At 30.3% G+C, this 15,943-nt stretch carries 14 protein-coding genes and 1 other annotated feature; of the genes, 9 read left to right on the top strand and 5 right to left on the bottom strand.

The genetic code is table 11. From position 1 onward, the window contains the following. The first annotated feature begins 4 nt into the window (after positions 1 to 4). The 4 genes from DP68_RS10430 to DP68_RS10415 all read left to right on the top strand — a co-directional run bounded on the left by DP68_RS10430 (position 5) and on the right by DP68_RS10415 (position 5,433). On the top strand, positions 5 to 1,207 hold the full coding sequence (locus DP68_RS10430; RefSeq protein WP_035309192.1) for a bifunctional 3,4-dihydroxy-2-butanone-4-phosphate synthase/GTP cyclohydrolase II: 1,203 nt from the start codon (positions 5 to 7) through the stop codon (positions 1,205 to 1,207). A gap of 162 nt (positions 1,208 to 1,369) precedes the next feature. Further along, positions 1,370 to 1,834, top strand: a complete 465-nt coding sequence (gene ribE / locus DP68_RS10425) for a 6,7-dimethyl-8-ribityllumazine synthase (RefSeq protein WP_035309190.1) — start codon at positions 1,370 to 1,372, stop codon at positions 1,832 to 1,834. Positions 1,835 to 2,012: 178 nt separating this feature from the next. Then, positions 2,013 to 3,569, top strand: a complete 1,557-nt coding sequence (locus tag DP68_RS10420) for an ABC-F family ATP-binding cassette domain-containing protein (RefSeq protein ID WP_035309187.1) — start codon at positions 2,013 to 2,015, stop codon at positions 3,567 to 3,569. Positions 3,570 to 4,257: 688 nt separating this feature from the next. Then, on the top strand, positions 4,258 to 5,433 hold the full coding sequence (locus DP68_RS10415; RefSeq protein ID WP_035309184.1) for a cyclopropane-fatty-acyl-phospholipid synthase family protein: 1,176 nt from the start codon (positions 4,258 to 4,260) through the stop codon (positions 5,431 to 5,433). 188 nt (positions 5,434 to 5,621) lie between these two features. Here DP68_RS10415 and DP68_RS10410 read toward each other — a convergent pair whose 3' ends face one another. Next, complete coding sequence (locus DP68_RS10410) at positions 5,622 to 6,251, bottom strand: class I SAM-dependent methyltransferase (protein ID WP_035309182.1); 630 nt, start codon at positions 6,249 to 6,251, stop codon at positions 5,622 to 5,624. Between the two features lie 183 nt (positions 6,252 to 6,434). Beyond that, positions 6,435 to 6,848 (bottom strand): Rrf2 family transcriptional regulator, encoded by a 414-nt coding sequence (locus tag DP68_RS10405; RefSeq protein WP_035309179.1) that lies wholly within the window; start codon positions 6,846 to 6,848, stop codon positions 6,435 to 6,437. A 240-nt stretch (positions 6,849 to 7,088) separates the two neighbouring features. Between DP68_RS10405 and truA the strand changes: the two genes are divergently transcribed. Continuing rightward, positions 7,089 to 7,838, top strand: coding sequence for a tRNA pseudouridine(38-40) synthase TruA (gene truA, locus DP68_RS10400; RefSeq protein WP_035309178.1), 750 nt, complete (start codon positions 7,089 to 7,091; stop codon positions 7,836 to 7,838). Positions 7,839 to 7,879: 41 nt separating this feature from the next. Here truA and DP68_RS10395 read toward each other — a convergent pair whose 3' ends face one another. Then, complete coding sequence (locus DP68_RS10395) at positions 7,880 to 9,019, bottom strand: trypsin-like peptidase domain-containing protein (protein WP_035309176.1); 1,140 nt, start codon at positions 9,017 to 9,019, stop codon at positions 7,880 to 7,882. 191 nt (positions 9,020 to 9,210) lie between these two features. Between DP68_RS10395 and DP68_RS10390 the strand changes: the two genes are divergently transcribed. The 3 genes from DP68_RS10390 (at position 9,211) to DP68_RS10380 (ending at position 11,969) form a co-directional block, all read left to right on the top strand. Beyond that, complete coding sequence (locus DP68_RS10390; protein WP_052085751.1) at positions 9,211 to 9,576, top strand: response regulator; 366 nt, start codon at positions 9,211 to 9,213, stop codon at positions 9,574 to 9,576. Between the two features lie 17 nt (positions 9,577 to 9,593). Next, positions 9,594 to 10,520 carry a HAMP domain-containing sensor histidine kinase gene (locus DP68_RS10385; protein ID WP_052085750.1) on the top strand — a complete coding sequence of 309 codons (927 nt, stop codon included), beginning with the start codon at positions 9,594 to 9,596 and terminating at the stop codon, positions 10,518 to 10,520. A gap of 108 nt (positions 10,521 to 10,628) precedes the next feature. Continuing rightward, positions 10,629 to 11,969, top strand: a complete 1,341-nt coding sequence (locus DP68_RS10380) for a hypothetical protein (RefSeq protein WP_035309175.1) — start codon at positions 10,629 to 10,631, stop codon at positions 11,967 to 11,969. 140 nt (positions 11,970 to 12,109) lie between these two features. Here DP68_RS10380 and DP68_RS18945 read toward each other — a convergent pair whose 3' ends face one another. After that, complete coding sequence (locus tag DP68_RS18945; RefSeq protein WP_291548548.1) at positions 12,110 to 14,368, bottom strand: SBBP repeat-containing protein; 2,259 nt, start codon at positions 14,366 to 14,368, stop codon at positions 12,110 to 12,112. Between the two features lie 206 nt (positions 14,369 to 14,574). Then, positions 14,575 to 14,991 carry a carboxymuconolactone decarboxylase family protein gene (locus tag DP68_RS10370; RefSeq protein WP_035309173.1) on the bottom strand — a complete coding sequence of 139 codons (417 nt, stop codon included), beginning with the start codon at positions 14,989 to 14,991 and terminating at the stop codon, positions 14,575 to 14,577. Positions 14,992 to 15,131: 140 nt separating this feature from the next. On the opposite strand from DP68_RS10370, the gene DP68_RS10365 reads away from it, so the two are divergent. Then, positions 15,132 to 15,578 carry an Lrp/AsnC family transcriptional regulator gene (locus DP68_RS10365; protein ID WP_035309171.1) on the top strand — a complete coding sequence of 149 codons (447 nt, stop codon included), beginning with the start codon at positions 15,132 to 15,134 and terminating at the stop codon, positions 15,576 to 15,578. Positions 15,579 to 15,644: 66 nt separating this feature from the next. Next, positions 15,645 to 15,901, top strand: a binding site (T-box leader). Positions 15,902 to 15,943 lie beyond the last annotated feature (42 nt).

The raw sequence follows: 15,943 nt of genomic DNA, 5'->3' as shown, positions 1-15,943 counted from the left end.
AAGAATGTATAAATTCAATAGTATAGAAGAAGCGATAGAGGATATTAGAGAGGGAAAAATCATAATAGTTATAGATGATGAAGATCGTGAAAATGAAGGTGATCTTCTTATGGCAGCAGAAAAGGTTACGGGAGAGGCTATAAACTTTATGGCCAAATACGGAAGAGGGCTTATATGCATGCCAATGGAAGAAGAAAGATTAAATGAATTAAACATACACCCAATGGTTAAAAATAATACAGATAATCACGAAACAGCTTTTACGGTTTCAATAGATGCAATGGAAACTACTACAGGAATTTCAGCTTATGAAAGAGCTTTAACTATAGAGAAAACTCTAGATCCTAATGCTAAAGCATCAGATTTCAGAAGACCTGGACACATATTTCCATTAGCTTGTAGACAAGGCGGGGTGTTAAAAAGAACAGGTCATACTGAAGCAGCAGTGGACCTTGCAAAACTTGCAGGACTTAAAGGAGCAGGGGTTATTTGTGAAATAATGAATGAAGATGGAACCATGGCAAGAACTCCTGAGCTTATGGAATTTGCAAAGACACATAATTTAAAGATAATCACAATTGCAGATTTAATTGCCTATAGAAGACATAGTGAAAAGCTTATAGAAAGAGTAGTAAAAACTAAAATGCCAACCAAGTATGGCGACTTTGATATATATGGATATATAAATAAATTAAATGGAGAACATCATGTAGCTCTAGTTAAAGGAGATATAAGTGGAGAGGAACCTGTACTTGTCAGGGTTCACTCAGAGTGCTTGACAGGGGATGCACTAGGCTCTAAAAGATGTGATTGTGGAGAGCAGTACGCATCAGCTATGAAAAAAATAGCTGAAGAAGGAAGAGGAATTCTTTTATACATGAGACAAGAAGGTCGTGGAATAGGACTTATAAATAAGTTAAAGGCCTATGCACTTCAAGACCAAGGAATGGATACCGTAGAGGCTAATATAGCTTTAGGATTCCCAGCAGATATGAGAGATTACGGAATAGGTGCACAGATACTTTCTGATTTAGGAGTAACTAAGATAAATCTTATGACAAATAATCCCAAGAAACTTTCAGGGCTTTCAGGATATGGTATTGAAGTATTAGAAAGAGTACCTATCCAAATGAATCATAATGAAAGAAATGAATTTTACTTAAGAACCAAGAAAGAAAAGATGGGTCATATGCTTAATAATCTCTAATTACTAGTTCCTAGTCACTAAATTTTTTTAATAATTAGGTAGCATATATTTAGATATTAGACATTAGGTATTAAAGATATTAGCTGAAACTTAAAGTTGCAGCAAATTGTAACATAAAATAAAAACTAAAAAAAATATAACTGAAAGTTGGAGGATGAAAAAATGAGAACATATGAAGGAAATTTAATTGCTAAAGGATTAAAATTTGGTATAGTTGTAGGAAGATTTAATGAATTTATAGGATCTAAACTTTTGGGAGGAGCAATAGATGCACTTAAAAGACATGGCGCAGAAGAAAATGAAATAGAAATTGCTTGGGTACCAGGAGCTTTTGAAATTCCACTTGCTGCAAATAAGATGGCAAAGTCAAAAAAATATGATGCAGTAATATGTCTAGGAGCAGTTATTAGAGGAAATACACCACATTTTGATTATGTTTCTTCTGAAGTTACTAAGGGAATAGCGCATGTAGGATTACAAACAGAGCTTCCGGTTATATTTGGAGTATTAACTACAGACTCAATTGAGCAAGCAATTGAAAGAGCAGGAACTAAAGCAGGAAATAAGGGCTATGATGCAGCAGTAACTGCAATTGAAATGGCTAATCTTTTAAGAGAAATAGAATAGGCTAGGGATGAATTAAATAACTAAACACTAGTAAATAAGGAAAGATTATAAATGTGTAAATTACATTTGCAATCTTTCCTTATTTTTGAAGTTGGTTCAGCATTATTTTCTTCTTGACATCAAATACTCTGCCGATTAGACTAAATATGATGAATTTTTTACAGTAAAGGAGCAAATTATGAGTATATTAACAGTTAAAAATATAAACCATGGTTTTGGTGATAGAGCTATATTTGAAGATGTGTCTTTTAGATTATTAAAAGGGGAGCATGTTGGACTAATTGGTGCTAATGGAGAAGGTAAATCAACTTTTATGAATATAGTAACAAATAAGCTTATGCCAGATGAAGGCAAGGTTATTTGGTCAAATAATGTTAGAGTTGGATATATGGATCAGCATGCAGCATTAACTAAAGGTCAAAGTATTAGAGATGCTCTAAGAGATGCGTTTAGTTACCTATTTGATTTAGAAAAGGAAATGAATTCTTTATATGAAAAAATGGGTGAGGTGGAACCAGAAGAATTAGAAAAAATGCTTGAGAGAACAGCATTAATTCAAGATTTATTAGATAATAATGGATTTTATACAATAGATGCTAAAGTAGAGGAAGTTGCAAAGGGGTTAGGACTTTTAGATTTAGGATTAGATAGAGATGTAGAAGATTTATCAGGAGGACAAAGAACAAAGATACTGCTTGGAAAGCTTTTACTTCAAAATCCAGATATTCTGCTGTTAGATGAGCCTACTAATTACCTAGATGAAGAACATATAGAATGGCTTAAGAAATATTTAAATAAATATGAAAATGCTTTTATACTAATATCTCACGATATACCATTTTTAAATTCAGTAGTTAACTTAATATATCATGTAGAAGAAAGAAAGCTTACAAGATATGTTGGAGACTATGATGAATTTATGAGATTATATGAAGCAAATAAAAAGAGACTGGAAGCAGCCTTTGAAAAACAACAAAAGGAAATTGAAAGACTTGAAGATTTCGTTGCAAGAAATAAGGCAAATGTTGCCACTGCAAATATGGCTAAATCAAGACAAAAGAAATTAGATAAAATGGAAGTTATAGAGCTAGTAAAAGAAAAACCAAAGCCAGAATTTAATTTTAAAATTGCCAGAACTTCAGGAAAGATGATATTTGAAACTAAAGATTTAGTAATAGGATATGACAGTCCTTTAACTAAACCATTAAATCTTTATATGGAAAGAGGTCAGAAGATAGCCTTAGTTGGAGCTAATGGTCTTGGTAAATCAACACTACTCAAGAGTCTTTTGGGAAAAGTTAAGCCACTATCTGGAGAAGTAGAGCTTGGAGATTATCAGCATATTGGATACTTTGAACAAGAAGATAGATCAGGAAACACAAATACTTGTATAGAAGAAGTATGGAATGAGTTTCCAAGTAAAACTCAGTATGAAATAAGAGCAGCTCTAGCAAAATGTGGATTAACAACTAAGCAGTTAGAATCAAAGATAATGGTTTTATCTGGAGGAGAAGCTGCAAAGGTTAGATTATGTAAGATATTAAATACTGAAACTAATATTTTAATTCTAGACGAACCTACTAATCACTTAGATGTAGATGCAAAGGATGAATTAAAGAGAGCTTTAAAGGAATATAAGGGATCAATTTTGTTAGTATCTCACGAACCAGAATTTTATAGAGATATAGTGACAGAAATATGGAACTGTGAGGATTGGACAACTAAAATAGTATAATTACAGAATTAAAAATATATAATTTCAATGTTAGGGAGTATCATATTAATTTATGGTACTCTTTAATTTTATAAAATAAAAAAATAATATACAGAGAAATATAAAATCGTTCGACATTCTATTCCATATATTTACATATAATGTAAATATTGATATAATATTGGTGTGATAAATTACACAAATAAAATCGTTCTATGTAAAATAACAGCAAAGAGTTTACATATAAGAAAGAATAAAAAGAGCACATCAGTAATGATTGTCAAGGAGGGATATTGTATGAGTATTAAAATCCTAGAGAGATACTTACAAGTATGTAAACAATATGGATTAGAACCAAGTTGGAAAGATTTAAAAAAGTTCAAAGATATTTGCTAATGATATAGACTATGAAAGATGTGGGGTCAGATTACAGTTTCTGACCTTTTGTTATGCGATTTTTTAAATTACAAAAGCTATTTAGAAGTTGATAAATATAAAGAAATTATAGAAGCTTTAATTATTTATGAATGCTTTGCATGACACACAATTATTAATAGTTTGAGTTAATTATGTATGGCTAATTCGTTTTGTAAATGTAACACCGTCTAAAGTGTATATTTGCAGATGAATTTGTCAAAAATTACTACAGTATATAGATGAAATGTATTCTGATTGGGATTTTAAGAGCAGTTTAGAAGGAGATGTAAATATGGGAAAGAGTTTTATAAGCAGTTTTTTAAAAAATATGTTTTCCGATACTTGTGAGGTACAATATTGGGATGGTAGTGTTGAAAAGTATGGTGAAGGTGAAAGTAAGTTTAAGATATTTATAAACCATGAACTATCCAAAAGGGATATTTTAAAAGACCCCTTTTTAACTTTAGGAGAGGCTTACATGAAAAATATAATAGATTTTCAAGGAAATATACAAGAAATAATAGAGTCTGTATATAAAAAAAGGGATAGTTTTTTAAACAAATCACATCTATTTGAAAAGTTGTATAATATAACCTCTCATTCTATCAAAAAGAGCAGAAAAGACATAGAGTATCATTACGATTTAGGAAATGACTTCTATGAATTATGGCTAGATAAAACCATGAGTTACTCCTGCGCATATTTTAAAAATGAAGAAAATACACTATATGAATCGCAGCTTAATAAAATAGATTATATATTAAAAAAGCTTAATTTAATGCCTGGATATACACTACTTGATATAGGATGCGGCTGGGGAGAACTAATAATAACAGCAGCTAAAAAATATGGGGTAAAAGCACTTGGGATAACATTAAGTAATGAACAAGTAAAAAAGGTGGAAGAAAGAATTAAGGAAAATAATTTAGAAGGGCAAGTAGAAGTTAAATTAATGGATTATAGAGAATTGTTAAATACGGAGGAAAGATTTGAAAGAATAGTAAGTGTAGGTATGATAGAGCATGTTGGAAGAAAAAATATTCCCAGATATATTAAAGACATAAATGGTCTTTTGAAACAGGAGGGTATAGCACTCTTACATTGTATTACTGCACAAATTGAAAGTGAGCCTAATCAATGGATTAAGAAATATATATTCCCAGGAGGATATATACCATCTATAAGAGAACTGGTATATAGTATGGGAGAAAATGATTTACATTTAATTGACTTAGAGAGTTTAAGATTACACTATAAGAAAACATTAGAATGTTGGGCAGGTAATTTTGAAAATCAACAAGATAAAATCAAAGAGATGGAAGATGAAACATTTATTAGAATGTGGAGATTATATTTAAATGCCTGTGCAGCTTCATTTCATTATGGTGTAATGGATATTCATCAATTTTTAGTAACAAAAGGTCTTAATAATGGGATTCCTATGGCTAGAGAATATCTTTACAAGTAATTTTAAAGATTTAAAGGTTGCCTTTTGAATAGAATAAGATTGCGATTAGATAGAGCTTATTTTAAATATATGCGAAGCATGGGTCTTCATTTGGTATTGGTTATAATAAAATTATTTGAGCGAATATTTTTCTAATAATATCCGCTCTTTTGATGTGAAAATAATAAGCATCCATAGCAAACTTGCTTTTAGCTTTCTTTTTTACATTTTATAATTGTAAATTTCAATGGAGGTTTATTTTTTATAGTTTTACTAGGTTCATCGATTTCTGAAGATTGCACTAATCCATATTTACCAAACTCCTGCTTTACTGAATTCGAATCATAAAAGAACATTTTCACACCGTCCATTATCTCAAATCGATCTTTACTAAGTTGTGTACCTTTTCCAAACATTGGGGCTTTCTTAGAAATTGCAGTAAAAATCATATATCCATTTGGCTTTAGCTGATTATAACAATCCTTAATTAATTTTGCTCTTTCATGACTATTTAATAAGTGAATAAGTGCATAGCAAAATATACCGTCATAAAGTTTGTCATCAAAAGGCATATCAGTTACTGAACCATGATAGATTTTACTGTCAAGCCCATTCTGTTTTCCTAAATCAATGGCTGTTTGGGATATCTCAATACCTGTTACATTAATTCCGTTGTCAATAAAGGTCTTTGCATTTCTGCCATATCCAATACCTGGAATCAATATATCCTTAACTTTTTTCTCCAAAAAAAGGTCCTTTGTCAAGATTGCAGAGTCTGCAGGCTCCAGTCCCCACATCATTTGTTTTTCTATAAAACTTGCTTCCCAAAATTCTCCCATATATACCTCTCCTTTATGCTTTATTTTATGGCTCACTAGAATATTGCTAACGTTAGTTTTGAGAATATACACTGTTTACTTAAAAGAACTAATCAAAATCTTTAGATTACATGCATTACAGATATTTAATATCTGTAATTAAGGCGTTGAAAGCTATATAATATAGGTTAATAGGTGAAAGAATTATTCCTTATCTATTTCATAATTTGATGAATTTTTAACTGATTCATAGATCTTTTTATTCTGCAGATATGTCTCCATCACAGTTTCTGCTTCTGCCATTACTTTATGAATACAACACTTGCCTTCTTCTTCTAGGCCGCAATTAAATAATGCCCCAGTGCCCTCGGTTGCTCTGATTACATCCATAAATGAAATTTCTTCTTTCTTTCTATTCAAAATATAACCGCCGTTTACACCTGGAGTTGATTGAATTAAACCAGCCTTTACTAACTGCGTTAAAATCTTAGAAAGATAAGTAGGAGATATATTGAAGTGATTTGCTAGCGGCTGTAAACTCAAGTTATCATTTTTATCATATCTAATCATATATGCAATTATATGTAATGCGTAGTTTGTAGCTTTTGTATATTTCAAAGTAAAACCTCCTTAACAGATATTAAAGACTTTATTTATCTATAATTATAAGAATAATAATTACTATTGTCAACTATTTAAAAAGAGAAAGTCAGTAATAAAAGCTACATGGGTAAAAATTAACATGTGGCTTTTAAATTCATCTAATAGTATACTTTAGCTATGAAAGAAAAAGATATTTTGCATTGACACAGAATAGTAGATATAATAATGTTGCGAAAAGCGAAAAAGGAGATTAGTATGAGAAATATAAAAATGATAATTCAGTATGATGGAACAAGATATAATGGGTGGCAGAAGCAAAATCAAAAGGATAGCACTGCTAAAACCATACAAGGAAAGATAGAAAATGTTTTAAGTAAGATGACAGGAGAGGAGATAAATGTTATCGGTTGTGGAAGAACTGACTCAGGAGTTCACGCGGAAAACTATATAGCTAATTTTTTTACTGATTGTATGCTTCCAACATATGAAATGGAGAAATATTTAGAGGAATATTTGCCCAAAGATATTGTAATAAAGGAACTAAAGATTGCAAAAGATAGATTCCATGCAAGATACAATGTTAAATCAAAAACCTATGTTTATAAAATTGATAACAATAGATATAATAATGTATTTACTAGAGATTTTACAAATCATATACCTAATGAGTTAGATATAGAAAATATGAAGAAAGCAGCGGAGTACTTAATAGGAACTCATGATTTTAAAAGCTTTACTAGTTTAAAAGCTAAGCATAATAAATCAACCCTTAGAACAATAAATTACATAAATATAAATAAGAATGATGGATTAATAGAAATAGAAGTAAACGCAAACAGTTTTTTATTAAATATGGTGAGAATTATAGCTGGAACACTTATAGAAGTTGGTGAAGGGAAACTTATGGCAGAGGATGTAGAGACTATATTAATGGAAAAAAGTAGGGAAAAAGCAGGCCAGAAAGCATCAGCTAAAGGACTAACATTAAAAGAAGTTCAATACTAATTTAAAAAGTTGGCTAAATGCCAACTTTTTTATTTTAATACTTACTCACTTAAAGTAAGGTTTGTCGTTATATTTTTTTTATTTCTGAAAATTTCAACTTTAATTACATCACCAGCTTTATGAGTTGCCTTTATAGAATTTATTTCTTCTATAGATGTGACGGGTTTTCCATCGAATTTAGTAATTAAATCATTTACTATAATACCTGCTTTAGATGCAGGGCTCTCAGGATATACTTCTTTAACATAAACCCCTGTAGGAATGCCTTCGCTTTTTGAAATTTCATTCGTTATGCCTATGGCGCCAATACCTATTCTAAGCACTGGTTTAGTTAAGGCTGTAAGCCTTTGTTTTACTGTATTTATAGGTATGGAAAAACCTATTCCTTCTACGCCTTGTTCAGTGATTTTTGCAGTATTTATTCCAATAACTTGACCTAAGGTATTTATAAGGGGTCCGCCACTGTTGCCAGGATTTATAGCAGCATCTGTTTGGAGAAAGTTTTGAGTTCTTCCTTTTTCAACTTCAACACCGCGATTTGTAGCACTAATTATTCCACGAGTTACAGTACCTATAAATTCCTTGCCTAAAGGATTGCCTATGGCAACGACACTTTCTCCAACCTGTACTTTATCCGAATCTCCAAGCTCAACAACTCCAGGAACTTTTATATTTCCATCTACTTTTACCACAGCTATATCTTGAACTGAATCGTAATTGATTATTTTGGCGTTTACTGCTTTACTATCATTAAATATAATTCTTACTTCTTGAGCACCTGAAATTACATGATAATTTGTAAGTATATAGCCCTCATTATTTATTATAAATCCTGAGCCTATACCTTCTTGAACTCCAAAATCTCGGCCCCACTGACGTACGATGCTTTTTGTAGAAACACTAACCACTGCGGGGCTTACTTTTTTAACTACCTCAGGAATAGATAGGGCTTCCTTTGGTTCAGCAAAGTTTGGTGGATTAGTAGAGGAAGATGGAGGCTGCTGAGCGCTTATATTATTATCATTATTTTTATTGTTAGAAAGTAAATTAGGTGAGCATGAAAAAGTAAAAAATGCTAAAGAGCTTATAACGAGTGCCAGTGAAAGTAAAAATATAAATTTTCTTCTTCTTTTTTTATGTGTTTTATTAAAATGATTATCACTAAAATACAAATCAGCCATAATTAAACCCTCCAAAGGTATATTAACATAAATGTATTTTTTACTTTTTATGTGGTAAATATACCAATAAAAATCATCTTATTATATTAGCATCGTTATTTTATGGAATCATATATCTATGTTTACAACTTGGCAATAAATAATTGATAATATAGAAAGTGATATTTAATATAGGATAAGAGGTAGAGAAATTGAAGGAAAAGATACTTGTTGTAGAAGACGAAGAAGCAATAAGAGACATATTGACTCATTATTTGAAGAAGGAAGGGTACGAAGTTTTTGAAGCAGAGTGTGGAGAAATGGCACTTGAATTAATAAATGATAAAAGAATGGATTTAGTTTTACTAGATTTAATGCTTCCAGATATAAGTGGGTATGATGTGTGCAGGAGCATATCAAGTAAACATAAAATTCCTATAATAATGCTGACTGCTAAAAATGATATAGTTGATAAAATACTAGGGCTGGAACTTGGAGCAGATGATTATATTACAAGTTTCTTTTTAAATAAAGCATCCTTTAAAAATAATGAAAAAGTTATAGCAGGGAGCTTCTAAACAATATAAAACTATTTATGATAGTAGTTTTTATAGTAACTTTTTTACTTTCAATTGTTCTTGCAAGTAGCATAATAAATCCAATAAAAAAATTAAGTGAAAGAACAAAGGAAATAGCTTTAGGGAATTATTCACCAATTCACATAAATACAACAGATGAAGTAGGAGAACTTTCTCAAAATTTTAACTTCATGCAAGATAAAATAAAACAGCAAATAAAAACAATAGAAAAGGATAGGGACAATTTATTAAAGCTACAAAAGCATAGAAAGTACTTTTTTGATAATGCAACTCATGAAATGAAAACTCCTCTAACAATAATAAGCGGATATACACAAATGCTTATGGATGAGGGAAGAGAAGATGAGAAAATATTTAAGAAAACAACCATGCGAATAAAGAAGGAAGCAGATAATATGCACAGTATGGTAGTAGAACTTTTAGATATGTCTAAAATTCAATCTAGTATTTTCTATGATGAAAATATAAATTTATCAGTTCTTATGGGTAGTGTATGTGAAGATATGAAACTAAAGGCATCTAAGTATGATATTAAAATTGAAAGTAACTTAGAAAGAGATATATACGTTTATGGGAGTACTGATGAAATTAGAAGAATGATAATAAATATTTTAGACAATTCCATAAAATATGGTGCATTAAAATCATGTGTACAAGTATTACTTACTAAAGCTAACAATCAAGCTTTAGTAACTATAAAAGACAGGGGTAAAGGAATACCTAAAGAAGAGTTGAATAAAATATTTCAGCCTTTTTATAGAGCAAATAAAAATATGCCAAGAAATAGAGAAGGAAATGGATTGGGACTTGCCATAGTTAAAGATATAGTGGATAAACATCATGGAACTATAGATATTAGTAGCAAATTAAACGAAGGAACTGAAGTTATTATAAAAATTCCTCTGAAATGTAGTAAGGTTTAGTATTTGTTTACAACTTAACAATAACTAGGAAACGGCTTGGAAAAAAGAAGTATATATGATATATATAACAGCAATGAAATTGCCAAAAGTATTAGGGAGGAGCTAACAATGAAAGGAAATCTCAGAGGAACTATTTTAAAAATAGCAATACCAGTAGCATTGATAGGAGGAGCGTTTGTTTTAGAGCATATGTTTAATGCTAAGGCAGAAGATTTTACAAATAGTATAAAGGTTATTTCAGAAAATAATTCTCAAATTTCAATAGTAGATGATAAGCCTTTAGAAATTGTAGATAAAAAATCCTATGGAAATATACAAGGTGTGTCAGAAAGTTATGGATTTATAAGTAACAATGAAACTTTGGTAGGAATAGGGTTAAACAAGGAAGAGTTTTATAAAAAGTATACAAAGGATTCTAATAAAATGACAATGGAAGAAGAAGACAATGCTTATGAAGATATGTATGGTAAAGTATACAAAATTAATTTAGACACTCTTGAAAAAACTCCTATAAAGGTAAATAACAAATTGATATCTAATAGGTTAGTAATGGCAGGACTTTCACCAGATAGAACAAAATTTAACTTTCATGATTTATCTAAAGTATACAATTATAATTTAACAAGAGATAATTTTCAGATTGTAAAAGATGTAAATATAGCAGAAGAGGAACATGGCAATTGGTCTCAGGATTCAAAGTATTTTATGGGATATAAGGATGGAGACTTAGAACTTTATAATACTGAAACGAGAACAACTAAAATAGTAAAAGTAAAAAGTGATAACTTGTATATAAGCGCAATTCCAAGCTTTTATAGTGAAAATGGGGAAGAAATATATTTTATAGGGGAAGAAAAACAAAAGAGTTTTGGCAAAGGGGATCCAAAAAGGCAAGGAATATATAAGGTGAATTCAAATACAGGTAAAATTGAAGATGTTATGATACTTCCTTATGTAGATAGAACTAGTAATAAATTTGGGAAATCAAATTATAAAGAAAACTGCATACCTTCAGTTGAGTATTATGTATTAGATGAGGGAAAGAGGATATTATTTGAAGGGATTTTAGATGATGTAGATGGTACTTATATTTATGATGTGGAAAAGAAAGAATTTCATATGACTATAACTCATATAGACTCCAAAGAAGGATCCTTTTCATCACCTTGTTACTTATCTCCTGATAAAACTAAGGTTGTATATATGAATAGAGCAAATGAAAATGGGAAAGAGGTTTGGAATCTTTATGCAGCTAAGGTAAATGGTAATTCCTTTACAAGCAGAGTCCTTATAAAAAAGGATATAAACTTAGCAAGCTCTTTGTCTAATATTGTACAGTGGTCACAGGATAGCAAGAAAATTTTATTTTTTAGCACAGGTGAAGTAGAAGTTAAAAATGGATTTGGAATCAATGATAAATCAGTTGTTAATTTGATAACATTTAAATAGGCAAATGCCACATTTTTAATGATGAATAGACATCATATCAGAACGTATAAGAGAGGAATTTTGCTTTAGCAAAATTCCTCGGATTATTAAACTTTTGAGATAAAACAAATTTTTTAGAATAATGTTGATATATAATTTTTCTAAAAGCTATCAACTATCAGCCCTCTGCTGGGTTTAGGTTGTTCATTTACTATGGTAATATTAAATGAAGACGATTCAGTATTTCCGTACAAATCTGTAGCTGTACAAGTTACTTCGGTTATGCCAACTGGGAATGATGAGCCAGATGGGGGAATAGAAATAACATTAATATCATCATCGCAGTTATCTACAGCGGTAACGGTAAAGTTTACAACAGTTGATGATTGACCGGAGGGAATCACTATCGTCATATTACCTGGGCACGTGATAACTGGAGGCTGAAGATCAAGTACAATTATTGTAAAGCTGCAAGTAATAGCATTACTACATAGATCAGTAGCTGTACAAGTAACTAAAGTATCGCCAACTGGAAATAAGGAACCGGATTCGGGATTGCAAACAATTGTAATCTCTCCACATCCTCCAGAAGCTGTTACTTGAAAGTTTATTTCAGCACCACAGATGCCGGGATAACTTGAAGCTAGTATATCACCAGGACAATTAATTATTAGCGGAGGAGTAGGGAGAGTGGCAATCTTACTTAAAAATGCATCTTTAGTGTTTGGAGCAGAACTAGGATCTATGGGTTGATAACCTGATGGTGTCATTGGGAAATTCATAGATAAAGTTTCCCCAGTTACATAGGCATTTCCAGCATTATCTACTGAAATTCCTTGACCCAAATCATTACCGTTTCCTCCAAGATAAGTGGAATACTCAAGACAAGCAAGTCCTGATTTTAAAGTGTTAATTTTAGAAACAAAACCATTAGTAAACCCAGGGCTAGGATTTGTATTTTGATAAGCTGTAGTTTGTGTTATTGGAAAAATTGTGGACATAGTGTTTCCGGTTACATAAGCATTACCAGCATCATCTATATCAATTCCAAAAATAAAATCACTATCGTTTCCACCAAAATAAGTCGAGTACACAAATGAAGCAGGGCCTGATAATGCTAAAGTATTAATTTTAGTTATAAAGCAATCATAGCTTGTATTACTAGGATCTATAGGTTGATAAGCTGTATTTTGTGTCGTTGGAAAGTTTGTAGAAAAAGTATTTCCAGCTATATAAGCATTGCCAGCATCATCTACTGTAATGCCAATACCAGTATCGTAATTATTTCCACCAAGATAGCTAGAATATAAAAGTGATGAACCATCAGCAGAAAGTTTTGTTATAAAAGCATTAGAGTTATCAACAGGGCCAGGTCTTGTACCTTGATAAGCTGTAGACAAAATTGTTGGGAAATCACTTGATGTAGTTCGTCCAGTTATATAAGCAAAGCCATTATTATCTATAGCAATGTCACGTGCCTCATCTTCAAGATCTCCACCAAGATATGTGAAATAAATAAGGGAATTAGGACCAGAAGCTTTAGTATTAACTTTTATAACAAATGCATCCATTCCACCAGTATCAGTAAAAGCTCCAGGGGTGGGTTGGAAATCTGTTGAAAGAGTTTTTCCAACTACATAAGCATTGCCATTATTATCTACATCTATACCAAAGCCTACATCTTCACCATTACCACCAATATAAGTTGAGTATTGAAGCCCAGGATCAATAACGAGTAGATGGTTTTTATCATAACTATCCTCAAGTTGGAAATTAAATATACTTTTATCTTTTAAAACAAAGTTACTTTCTATCATAACCTTTGTATCTTCAATAAATTGATAGCTTATAGGTTTTTTGTCAAGTACAGTACCAAGTGCAGTTGAGATTATCATATTACCTTGTTTATCTAATGCAACACCATCAACACCAAGATATAGAAGTTTAATATCATCTAAAGAAGCATTAGGATAAAGTACAAATTCATACTTAAGCTCGCCTTTAACACTGTAAAATACTAAATCTATATTTGGCCATAAATTATTATAAATAATTTTTTCATAGGTAGGTAATTCTTTATACCATTTATCTGGAGTATTTCCTTTAAGATAATTAATTTTACTGCTGCATTGTGACTGACATAGTATTTCCACATTCTTATTAGCATCTAAGAATTTTAAATAAAAAGCAACACCTTTGATGTTGTCTAAATTTTCTACATCTCCTTCATTCTCTGAAGTACGTTCTATTTTAACAAAGCTAAATATTGCTTCTTGTGAAGTAAGATAACAAGAAAAATTTCCGTTTGAAGTATAATACTTAACCTTATTATCTAGTTGTCCACAATTTTTAATAAAAAAAGAAGATATATTTTTAATAAGGTTTTCAGAGGGCAATATTTGCTGAATGTTATTTTCCATATACATTAATTCACCTCATTTTAAATTAGCAAATTTATCATCTTTATATGATATTTTGTTTAAAGCATAAAAATAAACAAATTTATTACTTTATAGTAGTATATTACGGAAATGTTAATGAAGTGTTACCTAAAAGTACTTCATAAAAGGATTAAAATGAGGTGAATTTACAACTATATAACAGAGAAGTAGCAAGAAATTAGATATTATATTGAACAATTTGGCTGTAAATCAAGTAATGCTCCAAACTTTTGAGAAGCTGTAATAAAGCACATTAATGCAAAGAGCTCAGAGATTTCTTTGTCATCAAACTCTTCTTTTAATGCACTAAAATGTGTATTATCAAAAGATATATTTTTAGAGAACATATCTGCAAATTTAACAGCTATTAAAACTTTTAAATTAGAAATATTGTTAGATGGTCTACCTTTTGCCATACAATATTGACAGCCATTATTAAATGCAAGAGTACGACGTACCTCTTCTTTTAGCTCGGCACTAAAAGTATTGGAGTTGAATATGCTATTTTCGAGATCAGTCCATTTTTTTAATATATCTTTGTTATGACCTAGTAATTGTTGAAATGGTGTACAACCTTCATGTGAGAAAACTATTCTTGTCATATTAAATCTCCTTTATTAATATTAATTTTATTTTGTATAATATATTATATATAAAATAAAATTTGTATTGTATTTCATATGATATATAATATAGAAGTATATATACCGATTGAAACAATTATAAGAAGGAATGATTACAAATGAAAATTGATGAAATTGATATGTTAATCTTATCAGAATTACAGAAAAATAGTAGATTATCAATTAGAGAATTGTCAAAACGAATTAATCTTTCACCGCCATCTGTTACTGAAAGGGTGAAAAAACTTGAGGATTATGGGATAATCGAAGGATATACAATTAAAATAAATAAGAAAAAACTTGGATTAACTATTGATTGTATAATAAAAGTTACTATGAAAAACGGGGAATATGAAAGATTTAAGGCATTTATAAAAGAGTATAAAAGAAGTGAATGGGGTTATAGAATTGCTGGGAATAGTTGTTTTTTAATCAAGCTATCTGTTAAAACTTTAAGTGAAATAGAAGAATTTATTGATGAAATATCATCATATGCCATAACAATAACTAATATCGCTTTTTCAGAGATTAAGGTGAATAATGATATTAGTAAGTTTTTATTTTAACAAAATTAATTATTGACAGACTTTAGCATATATGATATAAAATATGTAAGTCAATTAAATACACATGTAAATTCTATGAAGAGAAAAAGTAATCTATTTTATTGTCCCACAGAGAGTTGGCATTTTGCTGAAAGCCAATGTTCAAAGAATAGTTGAAAATCATCTCTGAGAAGCAAAGCTGAAGGTTATTTAGTAAGCGATGTAGGTAGTCCACCTTTAAAAGGAACACGTATTGTAATGTACGTTGATGAGTGTTATGAATTAATTGTTATATATTAATTTATGGAACTAGGGTGGTAGCGCGAGTATAACTCGTCCCTTATATAGGGACGAGTTTTTTATTTTTTAAAATAAGAAGTAAAAGG

Origin of the sequence: Clostridium sp. HMP27 (genome assembly GCF_000765165.1) — a bacterium.
Classification (GTDB): domain Bacteria; phylum Bacillota; class Clostridia; order Clostridiales; family Clostridiaceae; genus Clostridium_AK.
The sequence above is the reverse complement of the archived record's forward strand: the minus strand, read 5'-3'. Positions and strand labels throughout refer to the sequence as shown.